Raw genomic sequence first — 20,516 nt, forward strand, 5'->3', positions numbered from 1 at the left:
CTCTTCAGTTCAAACATCTTTGGGTTTTTAAGAAACCCTAAACTTGGCTCAGCAATCGTTGGTTACATCTTTGATTTCTCGCGGAGTAACTTGTGATGCTGATAATCTTGTTGACTATCAGTCTGACCCCACAAGCACCCACACGAATTGCTTGATTCAGTTGTTAAAGAGCGGTTGGTTAAGATCTTTCGTCTCAACCGAGGCGCGCATTCTACGCTTTCCTCTGCTGCTGTCAAGCGGTTATTTTCAGAAATTTTCAAAGTTTCCTTTGCAATTTCAACCACTTGCGCTTCCGATCTCTCGTTAGCGGGAGGCGAATTCTACAGCGTTACTCGCTGCTGTCAACACCTCTTTTACCCAGATTTCGACCGAGAAGATCGAACCGTTGATAAGACGACAACACACTGCCCTGATGCCGCCGCATCATGGCGGCTGTGCTCGATCCACGTGTAGAGGTGATTCCTGAAGATCTGGTCATCACCCGGTAGGTATTGTCGGCTTGCTCGCGATGAGGGCAGTGATTCAGCATTGATGTTGGCTGAACCGGCGCTTTCGCGAGCAAGCTCGCTCCTACAGGGGTTGTGCGTGCTGCCCCACACCGTCGCTCCTTACTCCACCTGATCTGTCGCCCGCACCGCAATCTCAATGGCCCGAATACTGATCGCCGCAAATATCGCCGTCATCAGTACCCCGTTAAATCCCAATAAAATCGCCAGAATCCGCGAGACGGCCAGTTTGGGGACGAGTTCTCCATAACCGATGGTCAGGCCGGTCACGAACGCGAAGTAGATACCGTCAAACGGATTCCACCCTTCCAGATAGCTGATGATCAGGCCAAACAGCACAATCAAAAACAGCAGTATGGAAAAAATCGGCCAGACAACGTGAAAGTAGAACCCGACTGCTTTATAGAACTCTCGACGGACGTGCGCTGCATGAGTGGTGTTCATGTCATGGACCCTGGGGGGTTAGCCTTGCCGGCAATTGAATGCACGGTGTATCAACACCCTTTCAGCTTGGCACAAGCGCCAGGAGTGCCGATGACTTCCTCCGACACCCGCGCCCCACATTGCCCATGGATTGACAGCAGATTTCAGCAATGCGCGGTCGATGGAGCAGCTTGATGGGCCGCCCATCGCGTTCAAGGATTATCTGAAAGCTATTGAGTGAGTGAACGCCTTCGGCTGCGCTCTTCTAGACTTAACAGGTAGTCGTAAAGAGAATCGAACACGTCGCTCTGGTGCAGATGAATCAAAAGCAGCATGGCAAGCTGCCTTAATGCCCTTTAAGAGGTGCGGCAAAGACCGCGCCGGGCACAACAAGATGCCCGCTCAGGGTGCCCTGGCCAACGGCCTGACAATGCCACGATACCGTGACGTGGCGTGAATGCCGCAGCCGACACTTTCGGACAACCGACGACCTTCTGGTGTGTCCGTGACCGTGAGGATTGCTGAATGCCTGATGAGATGCTGCACCTGCCAATGGTCAACAGCCTGTTGGAGCGCCATAAGGGCTCTGCGGGCGCACTGTTGCCCATCCTTCATGATATTCAGGAGCGCATCGGTTACATCCCCGATGCGGCTATACCCGAGATTGCCCACGCGCTGAACCAGAGTCAGGCCGAGGTTCGCGGGGTGATCAGCTTTTACCATGACTTCCGTACCGCGCCGCCGGCCCGGCATATCCTGCGGCTGTGCCGGGCCGAGTCCTGCAAGAGCCGCGGTGCCGAGCAGCTCGCGGCGCAGTTGCGCGAACGCCTGCAACTGGACGATCACGGCAGCAGCGCCGATGGCAGCATCAGTTTGCGCCCGGTGTATTGCCTCGGCGCCTGCGCCTGTTCGCCCGCGCTCGAACTGGATGGCCGGGTGCATGCGCGGCTCAGCGCCGAGCGTCTGGATGCGTTGCTTGACGCCTGCCGGGAGGACGCATGATGCCGTCTCTCTATCTGCCCAGTGATTCGCTGGCCCGTGCCGTGGGTGCCGATGAGGTGGCGGTGGCCCTTATCACTCAGGCCCGGGAACGCAATCTGCCACTGGAGCTGCAGCGCACCAGTTCGCGCGGCTTGTATTGGCTGGAACCGTTGCTGGAAATGGACAGCCCGCAAGGCCGTATCGGCTTCGGCCCGCTGACCGCTGCCGATGTGCCGTCGGTGCTCGATGCCCTGGGCGAACCGTCCGCTCATCCTCTGGCCTTGGGTCTGGTGGAAGAGCTGCCTTATCTGAAGACTCAACAACGCCTGCTATTCGCCCGCGCCGGCATCACCCGGCCGCTGTCGCTGGACGATTACCGGGAGCACGGCGGTTTCGAGGGTTTAAAAAGGGCCGTCACCATTGGCGGCGAGCAGACCGCGACGGAAGTGTTCGATTCAGGCCTGCGTGGCCGTGGCGGTGCGGCCTTCCCGGCCGGGATCAAATGGCGCACGGTCCGTGCCACCCAGGCGGCGCAGAAATACATTGTGTGCAACGCCGACGAAGGCGACTCCGGCACCTTTGCCGATCGCATGTTAATGGAAGGCGACCCCTTCCTGCTGATCGAAGGCATGGCCATTGCCGGCCTCTGCGTTGGCGCCACCTACGGCTACATCTATGTACGCTCCGAATATCCGGATGCCGTGGCCACACTGCGTGCAGCGCTGAACATCGCACGGACCGCCGGTTATCTGGGCTCGAACGTCGGCGGCAGCGGTCAGGCCTTCGATATGGAAGTGCGGGTCGGTGCCGGCGCTTACATCTGTGGTGAGGAAACCGCGCTGCTGGACTCCCTCGAAGGCAAGCGCGGGATCGTTCGCGCCAAGCCGCCGATCCCTGCCTTGAAAGGCCTGTTCGGCCTGCCGACCCTGGTGCACAACGTGCTGACCCTGGCCTCGGTGCCGCTGATTCTGGCCAAGGGCGCGCAGTTCTACCGCGATTACGGCATGGGCCGCTCCCTGGGCACCATGCCCTTCCAGTTGGCGGGCAATATTCGTCACGGCGGCCTGGTGGAACGGGCCTTTGGCCTGACCCTGCGGGAACTGGTGGAAGACTACGGCGGCGGGACCGCCAGTGGCCGGCCGCTGAAGGCTGCGCAGGTTGGCGGGCCGCTCGGCGCTTGGGTGCCACCGGCGCAATTCGACACGCCGCTGGACTACGAAGCGTTCGCCGCCATCGGCGCGATGCTCGGTCACGGCGGTGTGGTGGTGGCTGACGACAGCCTGGACATGGCCCATATGGCACGCTTCGCCATGCAGTTCTGCGCCGAAGAATCCTGTGGCAAATGCACCCCCTGCCGCATCGGCTCGACCCGGGGCGTGGAGGTGATCGACCGCCTGCTGGCCGCACCGGACCAGAGCGGTCGCGATGAGCAGGTGATCATCCTCAAGGACCTGTGCGACACCCTGCAATACGGTTCGCTGTGCGCGTTGGGTGGCATGGTCTCCTTTCCAGTCGCCAGCGCCCTCAAGCACTTCCCCGCCGACTTCGGCTTGCAGCCCTCGGAGGCCGAGCAATGATCACTCTCTTCGACCCGAACACCGATATCGATCTAGGCACTCCGGCCCGCGACAGTCAGGTGCAAGTCACCCTGAACATCGACGGCCGTAGCATCAGCGTGCCCGAAGGCACCTCGGTGATGCGCGCCGCCGCGCTGCTGGGCACCACCATTCCCAAACTCTGTGCCACCGACAGCCTGGAAGCTTTCGGCTCCTGCCGCATGTGTCTGGTGGAGATCGATGGCATGCGCGGTTATCCGGCGTCCTGCACCACGCCGGTCAGCGAAGGCATGAGCGTGCACACCCAGACCCCAAAACTCGCGACGCTGCGCCGCAACGTCATGGAGCTGTACATCTCCGATCACCCGCTGGATTGCCTGACCTGCTCGGCCAACGGCAACTGCGAGCTGCAAACCGTCGCCGGCCAGGTCGGCCTGCGGGAGGTGCGTTACGGCTATGAAGGCGACAACCATCTGGCCGACGTCAAGGACACCTCCAACCCCTACTTCGACTTCGACCCGAGCAAGTGCATCGTCTGCAACCGCTGCGTTCGCGCCTGCGAAGAAACCCAGGGCACCTTTGCCCTGACCATTACCGGGCGCGGTTTCGAATCCCGGGTCGCGGCCGCCGGTGGCGATAACTTCCTCGAGTCGGAATGCGTGTCCTGCGGCGCCTGTGTGCAAGCCTGCCCCACCGCGACCCTGATGGAAAAAAGCGTGGTCGAACTGGGCCAGCCCGAACGTAGCGTGATCACCACCTGTGCCTATTGCGGCGTAGGCTGCTCGTTCCGCGCCGAGATGAAAGGCGACCAGCTGGTACGCATGGTTCCGGACAAGAACGGCCAGGCCAACCACGGCCACTCCTGCGTCAAGGGGCGCTTCGCCTGGGGCTACGCCACCCACCCGGATCGCATCACCAAGCCGATGATCCGCCAGCACATCAACGACCCCTGGCAGGAAGTCAGCTGGGATGAAGCGGTGACCTATGCCGCCAGCGAGTTCCGTCGGCTGCAGCAGAAATACGGCCGCGACTCCATTGGTGGCATCACCTCCAGCCGCTGCACCAACGAAGAAACCTACCTGGTGCAAAAACTGGTGCGCGCCGCCTTCGGCAACAACAACGTCGACACCTGTGCGCGGGTCTGCCACTCGCCAACCGGCTATGGCCTGAAACAAACCCTGGGCGAGTCCGCCGGCACCCAGAGTTTCGACTCGGTGATGCAGGCCGACGTGATCCTGGTGATGGGCGCCAACCCCAGCGATGCCCACCCGGTATTCGCCTCCCAGCTCAAACGCCGCCTGCGTGAAGGCGCGCGACTGATCGTCATCGATCCACGCCGCATCGATCTGGTGGACTCGGTGCATGCCCGCGCCGAAGTGCACCTGGCCCTGCGGCCGGGCACCAACGTCGCGATGCTCAACGCCCTGGCCCACGTCATCGTCACCGAAGGCCTGCTCAACCAGGCCTTTATCGACGCCCGTTGCGAGGGAACGGATTTCGCCCACTGGAGCGAGTTCGTCAGCCGAGCGGAAAACTCGCCGGAAGTCCTTGGTCCCATCTGCGGTGTAGACGCTGCCGACATCCGTGCCGCCGCCCGTCTGTATGCCACTGGCGGCAACGCGGCGATCTACTACGGCCTGGGCGTCACCGAGCACAGCCAGGGCAGCACCGCGGTCATGGGCATCGCCAACCTGGCCATGGTCACCGGCAACATTGGCCGCGAAGGCGTGGGCGTGAACCCGCTGCGGGGGCAGAACAATGTTCAGGGTTCCTGCGACATGGGCTCCTTCCCCCACGAACTGCCCGGCTACCGTCACATCTCCAACGAGGTGGTACGGGCGCAGTTCGAACAGGCTTGGAACGTCACCCTGCAACCCGAGCCGGGCCTGCGCATCCCCAATATGTTCGAGGCGGCGCTGGGCGGCAGTTTCAAGGGCTTGTATTGCCAGGGCGAAGACATCGCACAGAGCGATCCCAATACCCAGCACGTCACCGCGGCGCTGTCGGCCATGGAGTGCGTGGTGGTGCAGGACATTTTCCTCAACGAAACCGCCAAGTTCGCCCACGTGTTCCTGCCGGGCAGCTCGTTCCTGGAAAAAGACGGCACCTTCACCAACGCCGAGCGGCGCATCTCCCGGGTGCGCAAGGTCATGGAGCCCCTGGGCGGCAAGGCCGACTGGGAAGGCACCGTGGCCCTGGCCAACGCCCTGGGTTACCCGATGAACTACCGGCACCCGTCCGAAATCATGGATGAAATCGCCAGCCTGACGCCGACCTTCACCAATGTCAGCTATGCCGCACTGGACAGCCACGGCAGCCTGCAATGGCCATGCAACGCCGCGGCGCCGGACGGCACGCCGACCATGCACATCGAGGAATTCGTGCGTGGCAAGGGGCGCTTCATGCTCACCGGCTACGTGCCCACCGAGGAAAAGGTCAACAATCGCTACCCTCTTCTGCTGACCACCGGACGCATCCTCAGCCAGTACAACGTCGGCGCCCAGACCCGGCGTACCGATAATGTCGCCTGGCACGCCGAAGACCGTCTGGAAATCCACCCGACCGACGCCGAGAGCCGTGGCATCAACGAAGGTGACTGGGTCGGCATCGGCAGCCGCGCCGGCCAGACCGTACTGCGTGCGCGGGTCACCGAACGGGTCGCCCCGGGCGTGGTGTACACCACCTTCCACTTCCCGGAATCGGGGGCCAACGTCATCACCACCGACAACTCCGACTGGGCCACCAACTGTCCGGAGTACAAGGTCACTGCCGTGGAAGTCAGCCGCGTCTACCACCCTTCCGAGTGGCAAAAGCGCTACCAGGCGTTCAGCGACGAACAGCACCGTTTGCTCAACGAACGCCGCCAGGCGCGCGGCGCTAAAGCGGAGGTACGCCGATGAGCACTGCCAACCTGATCAAAATGGTCAACCAGATCGCCCAATACTTCGCCAGCGAGCCGGACCAGCAACAAGCTGTGCTCGGCGTGCGTAATCATCTGCAGATGTACTGGACGCCCGGCATGCGCAAGGAGTTGCTGGCCTGGCAGACAGAGCATCAGGGGGCAGAGTTGCACCCACTGGCGCAGGCGGCGGTCAGTGGGGCGGGGTGGGAGGCTTAGGTTCACACGAGCCCGTTGGGTTGTGGCCAATGGCGAGGCTGATGTCATGAGAGCGGGTAGTCAGTTGCGGCCTTGGCTGGCAGGTTGACGCCAGTTGCAGTTCATTGACATCAGCTGCGTTATCATTGCGCGCTTCTCTGTATCAAGACCCCGGATGTCCATGTCTTTGCCACTGCCTGACGCTCATCACCCCCTGCCCCCTGTCTTGGTCGGCCCGCTGTTGCGGCGGCTGGAGCCCACGCGATTGGTGTTGTGGCTGGTGGGGTCGCGGGCATTGTCGCTGACGTTGCGGCTGCACAATACCGACGATATCCGCCTGGACGACACACAGTGCACGGTGATCCCGGTCGGTACTCATGCGTTCGTGCATTTGATCGATGTGCCACTGGACTGCCCCCTGCCCTGCGACACGCTGATCGACTACGACCTGTTGATCGGCGACGACGATGGCACCGAGTCGGGCATCGCCGATTGGGCCCCGCATTTGCTGTACGGCGAGGCCCGTTGCCCGAATTTTGTCCTGCGCTCACAGGTCGATCAACTGCTGCACGGTTCCTGCCGCAAGCCGCACTTCCCGGCACCGGATGGTCTGCTCTGTGTCGATCGTTTGCTGGAGGCAGAGCCGGAGGCGCAAAAGCGTCCGGCATTGTTGATGATGAGCGGCGACCAGGTGTATGCCGACGATGTCGCAGGGCCAACGCTGCGGGCCATTCATGCCTTGATCGAGCGGCTGGGGCTATTCGAGGAACACCTCGAAGGTGCGGTAGTGAGCGACAGCGCCAAGCTCTACAAACACCCGGCCAGTTACTATCATCGTGCGGATCTGTTACCGGCGCTGCAGAGCAACGACACCCTGCGTGACCGATTTTTCGGTGGGGCGCGCAAGCCGATTTTCACCAGCAGCAGTGCCGACAACCATCTGGTGACCTTCGCCGAGGTCATGGCCATGTACCTGCTGGTGTGGTCGCCGACGCCCTGGACCTTGATCGCGCCGAAACCGCCGAAATTGATTCCCGAACGGCGCGAGCGGTATGCGCTGGAGCAGACGCGCATCGATGGCTTCAAGGCCGGTCTTGGCAAGGTCGCCCGAGCGCTTGCGCATATGCCGTGCCTGATGATATTCGACGATCACGACATTACCGATGACTGGAATCTTTCCGCGCAGTGGGAGGAAACGGCCTACGGCCATCCGTTCTCCAAGCGCATCATTGGCAATGCGTTGATCGCCTACCTGCTGTGCCAGGGCTGGGGCAATAACCCGGATGCGTTCAGCGGCGTGCTGGAGCAAACCCGTTTATTGAGTGCCACGGGGCAGGACCATTACCTGGACAGTGATGTCCAGGACGCGTTGATCGATGAGTTGCTGAGATTCCAGAACTGGCATTTCGTGCTGCCCACCACCCCGGCGATCGTCGTGCTCGACACCCGCACCCGACGCTGGCGCAGTGAGATGACGCTCAAGCAGCCGTCAGGCTTGCTGGATTGGGAGGCCCTCAGCGAGCTGCAACAGGAATTGCTGGATCATCCCTCGGCGATCATCGTTTCGCCCGCGCCGATCTTTGGCGTCAAACTGATCGAAACCGTGCAGCGCGCGTTCAGCTGGTTCGGTTATCCCTTGCTGGTGGACGCGGAAAACTGGATGGCTCATCGTGGCGCGGCGCAGGTGATCCTGAATATTTTCCGACACTCGCGTACACCCGGTAACTACGTGGTGCTATCGGGCGATGTGCATTATTCCTTCGTCTACGAAGTGCTTATCCGACATCGCAAGGCGGGCCCGAGGATCTGGCAGGTCACCAGCAGTGGCATAAAAAACGAATTTCCACCGAGCCTGCTCGAGTGGTTCGACCGTCTCAACCGCTGGCTCTATTCACCCCGCTCGCCGCTGAACTGGCTGACCAAACGCCGACGGATGCGCATCGTTCCGCATGTTCCGGAACATGCGGAAGCGGGGGAGCGGCTGTGGAACTCGGCGGGGATCGGGCAGGTGTTCTTTAATGAAAAAGGACAACCCCAGGAGATTTATCAGTTGAATGCGGATGGTTCGCCGAAGACGCGGATGGTGGCGCCTGAGGGAAATGATCATTGCGCCCACATTTGATCGGTGTCGCTTATGGATTTCACCAGAACCCTGATCATTGGCAACTCCGGTTCCGGTAAGAGCTGGCTGGCCGAGCGATTGGCCAGGCATCTACAAGTATCGTGGGTTGACCTGGATTCGATTCATTGGCTATCCGACGAACACAGCATCGCCCGTCCCCGAGGCGAGGCATTGGCGATGGCGCGGATTGCCGCCAGTGAAGAGCGCTGGGTCATCGAGGGAGTTTACGGCTGGATGGCCAGTGAACTGATCTACCGCGCCACCGCGATGATCTGGCTGTGTATTGAAGACAAAGAATGCATTGCCAATATTCGCCAGCGAGAAGCCAGGCGCGATGATCATGACGAGTTGTTGATTGCTTTGCTGGGCTGGGCCGGCAGCTATCGGACGCGAGAAGGGTCCAGCGGATATGCTGCGCATCAGCAACTGTTCGCTGGGTTCAGCGGCCCGAAACTTCAACTGGTGAACCGGATGGAAATCACTGATTTCATCAATGCCCTGCCAGAGACCCCGTTTGTTTGAGACCAGGTGCAAGAGGATGGCGGATGAGTCGGACCAGGACTACACCCGTTACGGAAACGTCTCGAGGAACCTTGGGCGATACTCAGCACTAACGTAGATGCATCGTCTACGTATCAACCATTAGTAGGTATCGCCTTGTCATCCTGTACTTATTTCTGTACGTTCTTTGCATTGAGCGAGGACTACAACATGCAAACCATCAACTACACCACCGCACGAGCTCACCTGGCCGAAACCATGGACCGGGTCAATGAAGACCGTGCCCCATTGCTGGTGACTCGCCAGAAAGGAGAACCCGTGGTGATGATGTCTCTGGCGGAGTACAACGCCCTCGAAGAGACCGCCTATCTGCTGCGCTCCCCAGCCAATGCCGAGCGACTGATCAAATCGATCGGCAACCTGCGGGCGGGCAAAACCAAAGCCAGGCAACTCATCGAAGAATGAATATCGAGTTCACCGCGCAAGGTTGGGAAGACTATCTGTGGTTCCAGCACAACGATAAGGCAGCACTCAAGCGAATCAACCTGCTGATCAAATCTATCCAGCGCGAGCCATTCGACGGACTTGGAAAACCTGAACCGCTCAAACACAACTTGAGCGGCTTCTGGTCACGCCGGATCACTGCCGAGCATCGCTTGGTCTATGCAGTCGCGGACGATTTAATAAGCATCGTAATGTGCAGGTACCACTATTGAGATAAACCCGCCTTCACCAACACCGGTTTTTCCTGATACCGATCCGGATACAGCCGCTTCAACTGTGCCACCTTCGGCAGGTCGTTGATCACGATGTAGGGATAGGTCGGGTGCTCGGTCAGAAAATCCTGGTGCTCCTCCTCCGCCGGGTAGAAACCGTTGTAGCTTTCAAGCCGGGTCACAATGGGCTTATCGAACGAGCGAGCGGTGTCCAGCTGGGCGATGTAGGCCTGAGCCACGCGCTGCTGTTCGCTGCTCAGCGGGAAAATCGCCGACCGATACTGGGTACCGGTGTCAGGTCCCTGACGATTGAGTTCGGTCGGGTTGTGGGCTACCGAGAAATAGATTTGCAGCAAGGTGCCATAACTGACCTGAGTCGGATCGAAGGTCACTTCGACGGACTCCGCGTGGCCGGTATCACCCTCGCTGACCCGCTCATACCGAGCCGTGTCGGCTGCGCCGCCGGCGTAACCGGAGACCGCCTTCTTCACACCCTTGACATGCTGGAACACGCCTTGGACGCCCCAGAAGCAACCGCCGGCAAGGACCGCGGTTTCGCTACGAGCCTGGGTCGTCTCATCGAGGGTCGGAGGAGCAATGATCACTGCTTTTTCAGCGGCGCCGAACGAGAACGCCGCGCATTGACCGATGACGCCGGCGGCAGCCAGCCCCAACAGGGCGCGACGCCAGGTGAACAGGGTTTTCATGACGCTGACTCCTGAATGAATGAAAGGCCTTCACCTGCGACAGGCGGCGCAGGCAATCGAGAAAGGATCAAGCCACCTGTGGCTTGAAGGTCAGCGCCAGACCGTTCATGCAGTAACGCAAGCCGGTGGGTTTGGGCCCGTCATCGAAGACATGCCCCAGATGACCGCCGCATCGCCGGCAGTGGACCTCTTCGCGCACAATGCCCAATGAACGGTCCTGACGGGTGGCCACGGCCTTGTCCAGCGGCGCCCAGAAGCTCGGCCAGCCGGTACGGCTGTCGAATTTGGTCGCGGAGGAAAACAGCGGCAGATCGCAGCCGGCACAGGCAAAAATGCCGTCCCGGTGTTCATTGTTCAGCGGGCTGCTGTAGGCCCGCTCGGTGCCTTCTTCGCGCAGGATTTCGTACTGCCCGGCGCTGAGCATGGCGCGCCATTCGCTGTCGCTGTGGCTCACCTCGAATACCTCCGCCGCGCTGGCCTCACTGACCAGGGCAGCGCTTGCGGCAAATTTTGGCAATACACCGATCACCAAGGCTGCAGCCCCCAGCCCGCCGCACGTTCCAAGAAACTGCCGCCGTGAAAACATGATCTTCTCCGATAAATCCAGGTGCCTGACAAGGAACACAGCGTAGGCTTGGTTTGATCGCCAAAACCTCACGCAGAGTTAAACAATTCGTGATAACTCCAGCCGAGGAAAACCCGCACAATGCGCTCATCGCGCCGAAGGATTGAGCTTGATGGAACCGACCAAACGCGTCCTCGTGGTCGAGGACGACCTGCCTATCGCCGACCTTATCTGCCTGCATCTGCGCGATGAGCAGTTCGAGGTGGTGCACTGCGCCAACGGCGACGAAGGCATGCGCCTGTTGCAGCAAGGAAGCTGGGATGCTCTGATTCTCGACCTGATGCTGCCCGGTATCGACGGCCTGGAAATCTGCCGCCGCGCCCGCGCCATGGCCCGTTACACACCGATCATCATCACCAGCGCGCGCTCCAGCGAGGTCCACCGTATTCTCGGGCTCGAACTCGGTGCCGACGACTACCTGGCCAAACCCTTTTCCATACTGGAGCTGGTCGCCCGGGTCAAAGCCCTGCTGCGACGGGTCGACGCCATGGCCCGCAACCTGAAAATGGACGCCGGCAGCCTGATCATCGACGGCCTGGCCATCGACCCGATCACCCGCGAGGTGTCCCTTGACGGCCGCCGTCTCGACCTCACGCCCCGGGAGTTCGACCTGTTGTATTTCTTCGCCCGCCAACCCGGCAAGGTGTTCTCGCGCATGGACTTGCTCAACGCCGTGTGGGGTTACAGCCACGAAGGCTACGAGCACACGGTCAACACGCACATCAACCGCCTGCGCGCGAAAATCGAGGCCGATCCGGCACAACCCATGCGAATCCTCACGGTGTGGGGTCGTGGCTACAAGTTCGCGGCGAAGGAGCAATAGCGCCCATGAGGCTGACCCTGACGCAACGCCTGTCCCTGGTCTTCGCCGTGCTGTTGCTGGTGTGCTGCGGTACCTCGGCGTGGATGCAGGTGCGCTCCAGCCAGATGCATGAACTGGAGGTGGTGCAAGGCCTGTCGCGCAACCTGGCGCAGCATATCGCCCAGGACACGGTGCTGATGGATGCCAATGGCCTGATGCCCGATGCCGTGCGCGAGTTGTTCAGCAAGCTGATGCAAGTCAACCCTAGCGTCGAGGTCTATCTGCTGGACACCGAAGGCGCGATTGTCGGCAGCGCGGCACCCGAGGGGCGGATCCGCCGGCAGCAAGTTGACCTGGCGCCAGTCCAGCGTCTGCTCAAGGGGGATGCCTTGCCGATTCTCGGCGACGACCCGCGCAGCGCCGATGGCCGCAAGGTGTTCAGCGCCGCGCCGTTGCAGGTCAATGGCAAACCGGCAGGCTACCTGTATGTGGTGCTGCTCGGTGAAGAGCGCGACCGCCTCGCCGAACGCGGCGCCACCGGTGCAGCGCTCAATACCGCCCTGTCATCCATCGCACTGGTGGCCTTGTTGTGCCTGATTGCCGGACTTGCGGCCTTCGCGCTGATCACCCGGCCGTTGCGCCGCTTGACCGAAAACGTCAGCGGATTCGACATTGACGGCCTACCGATGCCGCCACCTGCCCCGGTAGAAAAACCCGCCAGTCACGATGAAATTGCCGTGCTCGACGCCACCTTCCGGCAGATGCAGGCACGACTCAGTGAACAATGGCGCTCGCTGACCCGCCAGGAGCAGGAACGTCGCGAACTGGTGGCGAACATTTCCCACGACCTGCGCACACCTCTGGCCTCGCTGCATGGCTACCTGGAAACCCTGTCGCTCAAGGATGCCACCTTGTCCCCCGCCGACCGTCGCCGCTACCTGGGCATCGCCCTGGATCAAAGCCGCAAGGTCGGCGGCCTGGCGCAGTCGCTGCTGGAACTGGTGCGCCTGGAACACGGCTTCGTGCAACCGGTGCTGGAACGTTTCTCCCTGACCGATCTGGTGCAGGACATCTTCCAGAAATTCGAACTGACGGCCGAGGCGCGCCAGGTCGAGCTCAAAGCCAGCTTTACCCCCAATGTTTCGACCGCCTGCGCCGACCTGGGGTTGATCGAAAGAGTGCTCACCAACCTGTTCGACAATGCACTGCGCCACACCCCACAAGGTGGAGAAATCGAACTCAGCCTGCGTCCCCATGGGTCTCTTGTCGAAGTCACCGTCAGCGACAGCGGCCCCGGTATCGCGCCCGAACTGCGTGAAGGCCTGTTCCTGCGCCCGTTCAACATCGGTGGAGCGCGGCGCGATGGCGGGCTTGGGTTGCGCATCGTCCATCGGATCCTGCAATTGCACGGTCACGAGATCCAGCTGATCGATATTCCCGGACGCGGCGCGAGCTTTCGCTTTTCGCTGGCGGTGGATGAGCAAACCGCGTCCGCAATGGCGGTGCACTCAATGAACCTGAACACACCGGGACAAGCGTGAGGGGTTGTGGCGCTTGCACCGCTGTGTCATCCGAAATCCCGCAGCCCCCATCGATCAAAAAATAATTGGTCGAACTGTCAACTTTGACAGTATCCCGCCCCTGAAAACCCGCGTTCAATGTTCATTGACAGGCTGTGGCCCGATGAGGGCAGTAAGCATAACGCTTCGAACTGCGCCCATCCGCTTCGCTCTCTGCATCTCTTCCACAAGGAAGCGGCAAAATGCTCAACACCTTGCAAAACACCCCGCTGTGGGTCTACGCGATATTTCTGCTGCTTTGCTACTTCGGCATCAGGGCCCTCTCCCCAACCCGGGAAAGTAAAACGTCGTTGTTGATCACTCCGCCGATTTTACTCGGCTGGTCCCTGTATTCCCTGGGCCTGACCATCAATCCGCTGCTATCGATCAGTTGCTGGATGGCCGCGGTGATGTTCGGCGGCATCGTCGCGCTGGTGATTTTTTCCCGCGAGGGTGTCGAGCTGGATGACACAGGCACCGGGTTGATCCTGCCGGGCACCATCAATACCCTGGTGCTCTATCTCATGCTTTTTGCCGTCAGTTACTACTTTGGCTACGCGGCCGAAGTTAACCCGGCCTATGCGGCGACGCTTCCGATGGTGCTGCTCAAGGCCTGTGCGTCGGGCCTTGCCACCGGTTTGTTTTGCGGACGTTCAGTCAGGTTTTATCTGATTTTCCTGTCCCTGAAGACGGTCCCCCTGTAGGAGCTGGCTTGCCAGCGAAGGCGGCTTGGAGAGCGCCGCAAGACTTGAGGGCCCCTTCGCTGCGGTGCGGCGATCCGACAAGCCAGCTCCTACAGGGGGGCGCTATCAGGTGTTTTGTCCGACAGCCGTGACAACGCCGCGCAGGTCCAATAGATTAGCCGACCTGAAAAGGCCCCTGTGCTTTCTCGCCTCAACCCAAGTTAAAAGAAGTAGTGAAATTTCAATGTCCGATTCCAATACCGCTGAATCCGTAGTCACCTTGTCGTCCAAAGCGGAATACGAAAACTCCATCAATCTTTCACAGCATGTACCCCAGGCCAAGACCATCAGCGAGATGGTCCTGGACGCTTTCCAGTCCACCCGGGAAAGCGACCAGATCCGCGAGCTGCGTGCCGCGATTCGCCAGGCTCACGACCGTTTCGACGACGACAAAGCCTATGAATTGATGGGCGAGCTCAAGCAACTCAAGGATGCCGAAGCGGCTGACATCGCGGCCCTGGAGGACCTGAGCAGCAAATTCCCGATCAGCCGGATTCTCTCCAGTTTCAAGGACGATCCGGCCTTTCAGGAAATCGTCTACGGTCTGGCGCTGAAGGTGCTGAACCAGACTCACCAGGCCATCAGCAACCCGACCAGTGGCAAGAGCAAGGCTGCGCGGGCCAAGAAGGAAGGTGAAGTGTTTACCATCAGCAAAGACGGCATAAGCGTCACGCTGCCGCTGCGGACCCCGCGTTCGCGTCTGAACATGGACCGTAAAGCCCTGGAGTTCCTGGGCCTGACCTTCGTCGGTGAAGGGGATGAAGCGGAGCTGGAAAGCGAGACGTTCCTGGACAATGCCGGGGCCGAGCAAGCGGTCAGCCGTAAAAACATCATTACCGCGCTGCAGCAGCAAACCGCGTTCGAGGGCTACAGCATCGCCGCCCAGTAACACCCCCTGCCAGCGGCGCTTCAGACGCCACTGAGCCAAGAGCCCCGCCCAGGAGCCCCGCCCTGGAGCGGGGCTTTTTATTGCCTGCGACTCCAGCAAAAGCACGATTACTCTCTCAGTATCGACAGCAGAAAGAACACTTCCCTTAACCCTTGAACACCACGGGTCCGCCTGCGGGGAGCGTCAACTCACTTTCCAGCCCAAGACTTCAGTGGTGCGATTGCTGAGGTCATCATGCACACGCTCCCCTTGTACCGTCAGTTAGCCAACCACTACCTCGATGCGATCCGCAGCGGCACCTTGAAAACCGGGGAGCGGTTCCCCTCCATTCGGCTGATGATGGAAAAACACGCCGTCAGCCTGTCGACCGCGGTTCAGGTATGCCGGGAGCTCGAGGACTACGGCGTGCTGGAAGCCCGTCCGCGCTCCGGCAACTACATTCGCCAGCCTGACGACATGCCCAAGCCTGGCGCCATCACCCCTTCCCCGCCCGTCGACACCGGTGTCTATGTCGGCATTCACGAACAGGTGTCGTCGGTACTCAAGGCCAGCCAGCGTGCGACGATCAAGGTCAATTTCGCCAGTGCCTACTGCGCGCCGGAACTCTATCCGCTAAAGACTTTGCAGGACCATATGATCAAGTCGCTGCGCCAGGATCAGCATTTGCTCGGCGCGACCGGACCGACCTGCGGTAACAGCGCATTGCGTAACATCCTTGCCCGTCGGGCGCTGACCGCCAAGGCCAACCTGCCCGCGGAGCGGATTGTAATCACCAATGGTGCGACCGAAGCGATCAACCTGGCCTTGCGGGCGGTGACCCAACCCGGCGACACCGTGGCCGTGGAATCGCCGACCTTTTACGGCCTGCTGCAAATTCTCGAAAGCTTGAACCTGCGGGTGCTGGAAGTCCCGGCGACGGCGCAGGCGGGGATCAATCTGCTGGCCCTCGAACAACTATTGCAAGGTGCCGAGCGAATTCAGGCGCTGATCGTCACTCCCAACCTGCAAAATCCGTTGGGCAGCATCATGCCCGACGCCAATAAGGCGCGATTGGTGCAGCTGTGTGCGGAGCACAATACGGTGCTGATCGAAGACGACACCTATGGCGACCTGGTGGATACCGAGCAGCCGTTGTCCACGCTCAAACACTGGGACCGCACCGACAACGTGATCTATTGCGCCTCGCTGAACAAAACCCTGGCACCCGGCATGCGCCTGGGCTGGATCAGTGCGGGGAAATGGCACGAGCGCGTGGAAATGCTCAAGCATACCCAGTCCCGCGGTTGCGAAGCGCTGTCGCAACTGGCTGTCAGTGCCTTCATGAAGACCCCGTCCTACGAACGTTACCTGCGCCGTTTGAGGAAAGTTCTTACGCAACAACGCCAGCAGATGAGCGCGGCGATCACCCGTTACTTTCCTCCAGGCACCTGCGTCACCAGCCCTCAGGGCGGCACGCTGCTGTGGGTGGAACTGCCTCGCCATTATTCGTCCATGGCGTTTTTTCATGAAGCGTTGAAGGCCGGGATCCAGACTTCACCTGGGGATATCTTTTCCAACGCCAAGCGCTTCGATCACTTTGTGCGCATTGGCTGTGGAGCGCCGTATTCACCGCGGATCGATGAGGCGCTGGCAACCCTCGGCCAACTACTCAAAAACCAGGACTGACCCGTACCCTGTGGGAGCGGGCTTGCTCGCGAATGCGGTCTGCCAGTCGACTTCAATGGTGACTGATCTACCGCATTCGCGAGCAAGCCCGCTCCCACAGGAGTGAGTCGTCAGGCCGGGTTTTGGTGCAGGCAGATAATGTGCGGATCGTCATTCCAGTGTGGGAAACGTTCGGCGATCAGCGGATCGTGGCCGGGAATGACGTGGTCTTCGCTGTCGGCCAGACGATCGATTTCGATGAACGCTTCCAGCGTCTGCGCCAGATCATCAAGAATCGGAAACGGACTACGCTGACGGATGTTCGCCCACAAATGCGCAGCATCCGAAGCCAGGACAATCCAGCCCCTTGCGGTATTCACCCGCACCACCTGGCTACCCGGCGTATGCCCGCCTACCGGATGCAAGGTCACTCCGGGAATCACCTCGACAGCGCCGTTATGCAAACGCATCCGCCCTTCGAACAATGGCGGCAGCGCCGACATCACATCGTCGACCTCGTAAGTTTTATTGACCGTGCGATGGGCCATTTTCGGCCCGGTACAGAAGCGCAATTCCGCTTCCTGCAGATGCACGGTGGCCTGCGGAAACAGCGCAAGATTACCGGCGTGATCCCAGTGCAAATGAGTCAGGATCAGGTTGTCGACCTGCACCGGATCAATGTCCAGTTGACGCAGGGATTCTTCCGGCAGGCGATACATCTGACGGTTGCGCCTTTGCGCCGTGGCCGGTTGAAAACAGGTGTCGACCACAATCACCTGCTGCGCGTTACGGATGACCCAGAAGTAGTAATCCAGCGGCATGGCTGCATCGGGATTACCGCAACAGGCATCGTAGAGAAAATTCTCCCGGGCGGTGCGCTGGGCATTGGCGCCGACACGGATGGCGAACACTTCGTACACAGGAACGGACATATTCACCTCCTGATTCAAGCCGCTGCCGTGGCTTTGAGGGTAGGACGAAAGTCGAAATCGATCTCGTCGCTGATGCCCAGATCCCGGGCCAGCCGATGCAGGCCGCTGTAGTCACGCATGATCGTGGCGTTCTTGTTGCTCTCCCGGGTGTCGGCCATGATCAGCGCAGCGTCCTCGACCCCGAGCTGCGTCAGAATCGCCTCCCACATCGAGTAGTCCTGCGCGACAAAGGCACTCAGCGCTACCGACAAGGTCTGTGCGAAAAACGTCCGCTGAGTCGGCTGCATGTTGGCGTACATGACCTTCGCCACTTCGGCGAGAATTTTGCTGTGGGCATACTCGTCGCGATTATGCAGTTCGGCCACCCGACGGTTTTGCGGCTGAATGCTTTGATCGTCGGCCAGCAGATCCAGATACGCATTGACGCTGATCTCGGCCACTACTGCAAAAGTGATCGCCGCCAGATCCCGTTGCCATTGCTCGGGCAACTCTTCATGCAGGGCACGCAGGCGCAGGTAGGTCACCGACGGCGGCAAGTCCAGGTCCTGATCGAGTGCACGTTCCTCCCTGGTACGCTCAATGGCCCGCAGGTGCATGAGCGTGTGGTAGTGCTCGTCGATCAGGGTCTGCTGCATGGCCTCGCGAAAATGCCAGTCGTTCTTGCCCAGGTACTGATTGGCGATGACGCTCAGCGCCGGGTTCACCACATGTTCTTCGGCGGTCACCGTGCGCAGGTTGTAGCCGATCCAGCCCCAGGTCAGTACGGTGCTTTTAAGTTCATCGCTCAGCGCCTGGAACTTCGGATGATGAAAAAACGGCACCATGCACTCCGGATAATCCGGGCGTGCCGGATCGAACGCTTCACTGGCCCCGGCGTTGTCCGGTGCACACACCGTGGCTCTTTTGGTCCAGGCCTGATTGAGCCGCACGACCAGTTGATGATCGACCTTGGCGATCTCGATTGCTGTTTGCATGACGCGATACCTGTAGGACGCGTACCCGCCAAGGGGTACGCCGATGGAAAAGTGGGCGACGGATAAATCAGGCCAGCCAATAACGAGTCAGGTTGCGCGCCGGGTCAGTGTATCGACTGCGGGCGTGGATCATTCGCCAGTTGTCCCAAATCAGCATGCACCCGTCGGGAATCAGCACCGGGGTGTTGAGCTGCACGAAATACGTTTCGCCCAGCACCGCAAACCTGGCCAGCGGCGAGGCGCTGTTGACGACCTGCGATTGCAGGAGATCTTCTTTGGAAGGATTCACATCGCCGTAGTGAAACTGGTTGTAGCTGAAGCGGAAAATATCCCCTTCCTCGGTAGGCGTCAGAATGTATTCCTTGACCCGGTGTTGCGCCGCTTCGCCGGGTTTGGCGGTGGCAACAAACTCCACCGCCGTGTCGTCGATCCATTCGCGCAGCTCGGGTTCGGTGCGCCCCAGAAACGCCAGGAATTCATAACCGTCCACCAGCCCCGTATGCCCGCCACCGCACCTGGCCTGTCGATGACAATGCAATGCCAGGTAGCGCGGCGGCGGTCCATAGACCGGCGCTTCGGTGTGCGGGCCGATGCCGTTCATGCTCTGGGAATAGGGCAAGTCTTCGTAACCCGGCTTGCGGGTGATGGCGAAGGCGGTCTGGCCATTGAATTGCGGAATGACCGGGCCGAACTCATACAGCGTGCCGAGCACATCGTAGGCAAATTCGTCCGGTGTCAGCACCGTCCAGCCGCGCGCCGACAACTCCTCATGGCGGTGGCCCAGTGAAACGTAAGGTGTAGACGCAACAATCCCTTGATCTGACATGGTGAAGTTCCTGGCTGTTTATCAGGCGTTGACGGTTGAGGTGTAAGCGGCAATGAAGTCGCGGCAGGCGCTGCCCGGTCGATAGCGCTGCTGATCGATGCTCTGCACGGGTGTGATTTCGGCGGCGGTACCGGTAAGAAAACACTCGTCGAAGTCCCCAAGTTCCGTAGGAACAATGGTGCGTTCGATCACCTGGTAATCCAGTGCCTTGGCCAGTTCGATGACGGTCTGGCGGGTGATGCCGTTGAGGAAGCAGTCCGGCAGCGGCGTGTGTAATGTCCGGTCTTTGACGAAGAACACATTGGCGCTGGTGGCTTCGGCGACGTTGCCCCGCCAGTCGAGCATCAGGGCATCGTGAAAGCCGTTATTTTCCGCGTCGTGCTTGCTCAGCGTGGCGATCTGGTAATGCCCGGACGCCTTGGCTTCGAAGGGGCTGCAGCTCGGGGGCGGACGCCGCCACTCGGCGGTCTTCATACGGATGCCGGCCATGTGCCCGGCCGGGTCGAAATAGCTCGGCCACTGCCAGCAGGCAATCGCCACATGCACGCGATTGAAGCGCGCCGAGGTGGAAATCATTTCGCTGCCGCGCCACGCCACCGGGCGCAGATAGCCCTCGACCACGCTGTTGCGTTGCAGCAGTTCGACACTGGCCGCTTCCAGTTCGGCCAGCTCATAGGGAATGGCAAAATCCATCAATCGGGCCGAGCGATACAGTCGCTCGCTGTGCTCACGCAGTTTGAAGATCTTGCCGTTGTAGACGCGCTCCCCTTCATAAACGGTGCTGGCGTAATGCAGACCATGGGTCAGTACATGCAGCCGCGCCTGGGACCACTCGACGAACTCGCCGTCGAGCCAGATAAACCCTTCTCGCTGATCAAACGGAATACCGCTCATATCCCTATCTCCTGAAGAA

The 20,516-nt window shown here is 60.4% G+C and carries 20 protein-coding genes; 13 read left to right on the top strand and 7 right to left on the bottom strand.

Features of this window, described 5'->3' with window-relative positions; all coding sequences use genetic code 11:
* Positions 1-608: 608 nt before the first annotated feature.
* Positions 609-950, bottom strand: coding sequence for a potassium channel family protein (locus tag F8N80_RS26720; protein ID WP_150748921.1), 342 nt, complete (start codon positions 948-950; stop codon positions 609-611).
* A 504-nt stretch (positions 951-1,454) separates the two neighbouring features.
* Between F8N80_RS26720 and F8N80_RS26725 the strand changes: the two genes are divergently transcribed.
* The 8 genes from F8N80_RS26725 to F8N80_RS26760 all read left to right on the top strand — a co-directional run bounded on the left by F8N80_RS26725 (position 1,455) and on the right by F8N80_RS26760 (position 9,902).
* Positions 1,455-1,931 carry a formate dehydrogenase subunit gamma gene (locus F8N80_RS26725; RefSeq protein WP_150748922.1) on the top strand — a complete coding sequence of 159 codons (477 nt, stop codon included), beginning with the start codon at positions 1,455-1,457 and terminating at the stop codon, positions 1,929-1,931.
* On the top strand, positions 1,928-3,487 hold the full coding sequence (locus tag F8N80_RS26730) for a formate dehydrogenase beta subunit (protein ID WP_191632991.1): 1,560 nt from the start codon (positions 1,928-1,930) through the stop codon (positions 3,485-3,487). The genes F8N80_RS26725 and F8N80_RS26730 overlap by 4 nt, the downstream gene beginning before the upstream one ends.
* The gene (fdhF, locus tag F8N80_RS26735) at positions 3,484-6,366 is read left to right on the top strand and encodes a formate dehydrogenase subunit alpha (protein WP_150785062.1); all 2,883 of its coding nucleotides are present in this window, start codon (positions 3,484-3,486) and stop codon (positions 6,364-6,366) included. The genes F8N80_RS26730 and fdhF overlap by 4 nt, the downstream gene beginning before the upstream one ends.
* Positions 6,363-6,584, top strand: coding sequence for a formate dehydrogenase subunit delta (locus tag F8N80_RS26740; protein ID WP_150748924.1), 222 nt, complete (start codon positions 6,363-6,365; stop codon positions 6,582-6,584). The genes fdhF and F8N80_RS26740 overlap by 4 nt, the downstream gene beginning before the upstream one ends.
* A 154-nt stretch (positions 6,585-6,738) precedes the next feature.
* Positions 6,739-8,685: an alkaline phosphatase D family protein gene (locus F8N80_RS26745; RefSeq protein WP_150785063.1), complete on the top strand. Its 1,947-nt coding sequence runs from the start codon at positions 6,739-6,741 to the stop codon at positions 8,683-8,685.
* A gap of 12 nt (positions 8,686-8,697) precedes the next feature.
* Entirely contained in the window at positions 8,698-9,207 is a 510-nt protein-coding gene (locus F8N80_RS26750) for an adenylate kinase (protein ID WP_150785064.1), read from the top strand.
* A 189-nt stretch (positions 9,208-9,396) separates the two neighbouring features.
* Positions 9,397-9,651, top strand: coding sequence for a type II toxin-antitoxin system prevent-host-death family antitoxin (locus tag F8N80_RS26755; protein ID WP_082069261.1), 255 nt, complete (start codon positions 9,397-9,399; stop codon positions 9,649-9,651).
* Complete coding sequence (locus F8N80_RS26760) at positions 9,648-9,902, top strand: Txe/YoeB family addiction module toxin (protein ID WP_150748926.1); 255 nt, start codon at positions 9,648-9,650, stop codon at positions 9,900-9,902. Before F8N80_RS26755 ends, F8N80_RS26760 begins: the two co-directional genes overlap by 4 nt.
* Here F8N80_RS26760 and msrA read toward each other — a convergent pair.
* The gene (gene msrA, locus F8N80_RS26765; protein WP_150785065.1) at positions 9,896-10,609 is read right to left on the bottom strand and encodes a peptide-methionine (S)-S-oxide reductase MsrA; all 714 of its coding nucleotides are present in this window, start codon (positions 10,607-10,609) and stop codon (positions 9,896-9,898) included. The genes F8N80_RS26760 and msrA overlap by 7 nt on opposite strands.
* A 67-nt stretch (positions 10,610-10,676) precedes the next feature.
* Complete coding sequence (msrB, locus tag F8N80_RS26770; RefSeq protein ID WP_150748928.1) at positions 10,677-11,195, bottom strand: peptide-methionine (R)-S-oxide reductase MsrB; 519 nt, start codon at positions 11,193-11,195, stop codon at positions 10,677-10,679.
* A gap of 151 nt (positions 11,196-11,346) precedes the next feature.
* Between msrB and F8N80_RS26775 the strand changes: the two genes are divergently transcribed.
* From F8N80_RS26775 to F8N80_RS26795, 5 genes are all read left to right on the top strand, one after another.
* A complete protein-coding gene (locus F8N80_RS26775; protein WP_150748929.1) occupies positions 11,347-12,057 on the top strand; it encodes a response regulator transcription factor in 711 nt (236 codons plus the stop codon).
* A gap of 5 nt (positions 12,058-12,062) precedes the next feature.
* Positions 12,063-13,577 carry a sensor histidine kinase gene (locus tag F8N80_RS26780; RefSeq protein ID WP_150785066.1) on the top strand — a complete coding sequence of 505 codons (1,515 nt, stop codon included), beginning with the start codon at positions 12,063-12,065 and terminating at the stop codon, positions 13,575-13,577.
* A 221-nt stretch (positions 13,578-13,798) separates the two neighbouring features.
* Positions 13,799-14,299 (top strand): hypothetical protein, encoded by a 501-nt coding sequence (locus F8N80_RS26785; protein ID WP_150748931.1) that lies wholly within the window; start codon positions 13,799-13,801, stop codon positions 14,297-14,299.
* Positions 14,300-14,522: 223 nt separating this feature from the next.
* Positions 14,523-15,227: a hypothetical protein gene (locus F8N80_RS26790; RefSeq protein WP_150747470.1), complete on the top strand. Its 705-nt coding sequence runs from the start codon at positions 14,523-14,525 to the stop codon at positions 15,225-15,227.
* A 234-nt stretch (positions 15,228-15,461) separates the two neighbouring features.
* Entirely contained in the window at positions 15,462-16,892 is a 1,431-nt protein-coding gene (locus tag F8N80_RS26795; protein ID WP_150747471.1) for an aminotransferase-like domain-containing protein, read from the top strand.
* Positions 16,893-17,002: 110 nt separating this feature from the next.
* Here F8N80_RS26795 and F8N80_RS26800 read toward each other — a convergent pair whose 3' ends face one another.
* The 4 genes from F8N80_RS26800 to F8N80_RS26815 all read right to left on the bottom strand — a co-directional run bounded on the left by F8N80_RS26800 (position 17,003) and on the right by F8N80_RS26815 (position 20,497).
* Positions 17,003-17,803 (bottom strand): N-acyl homoserine lactonase family protein, encoded by an 801-nt coding sequence (locus F8N80_RS26800; RefSeq protein ID WP_150785067.1) that lies wholly within the window; start codon positions 17,801-17,803, stop codon positions 17,003-17,005.
* Between the two features lie 14 nt (positions 17,804-17,817).
* Positions 17,818-18,777: a diiron oxygenase gene (locus tag F8N80_RS26805; protein ID WP_150785068.1), complete on the bottom strand. Its 960-nt coding sequence runs from the start codon at positions 18,775-18,777 to the stop codon at positions 17,818-17,820.
* Between the two features lie 67 nt (positions 18,778-18,844).
* Positions 18,845-19,603, bottom strand: coding sequence for a TauD/TfdA family dioxygenase (locus F8N80_RS26810; RefSeq protein WP_150785069.1), 759 nt, complete (start codon positions 19,601-19,603; stop codon positions 18,845-18,847).
* Positions 19,604-19,624: 21 nt separating this feature from the next.
* Positions 19,625-20,497: a branched-chain amino acid aminotransferase gene (locus F8N80_RS26815; RefSeq protein WP_150747474.1), complete on the bottom strand. Its 873-nt coding sequence runs from the start codon at positions 20,495-20,497 to the stop codon at positions 19,625-19,627.
* Positions 20,498-20,516 lie beyond the last annotated feature (19 nt).

The organism is Pseudomonas fluorescens (genome assembly GCF_902497995.1).
In the GTDB taxonomy this organism is placed as follows: domain Bacteria; phylum Pseudomonadota; class Gammaproteobacteria; order Pseudomonadales; family Pseudomonadaceae; genus Aquipseudomonas; species Aquipseudomonas fluorescens_BK.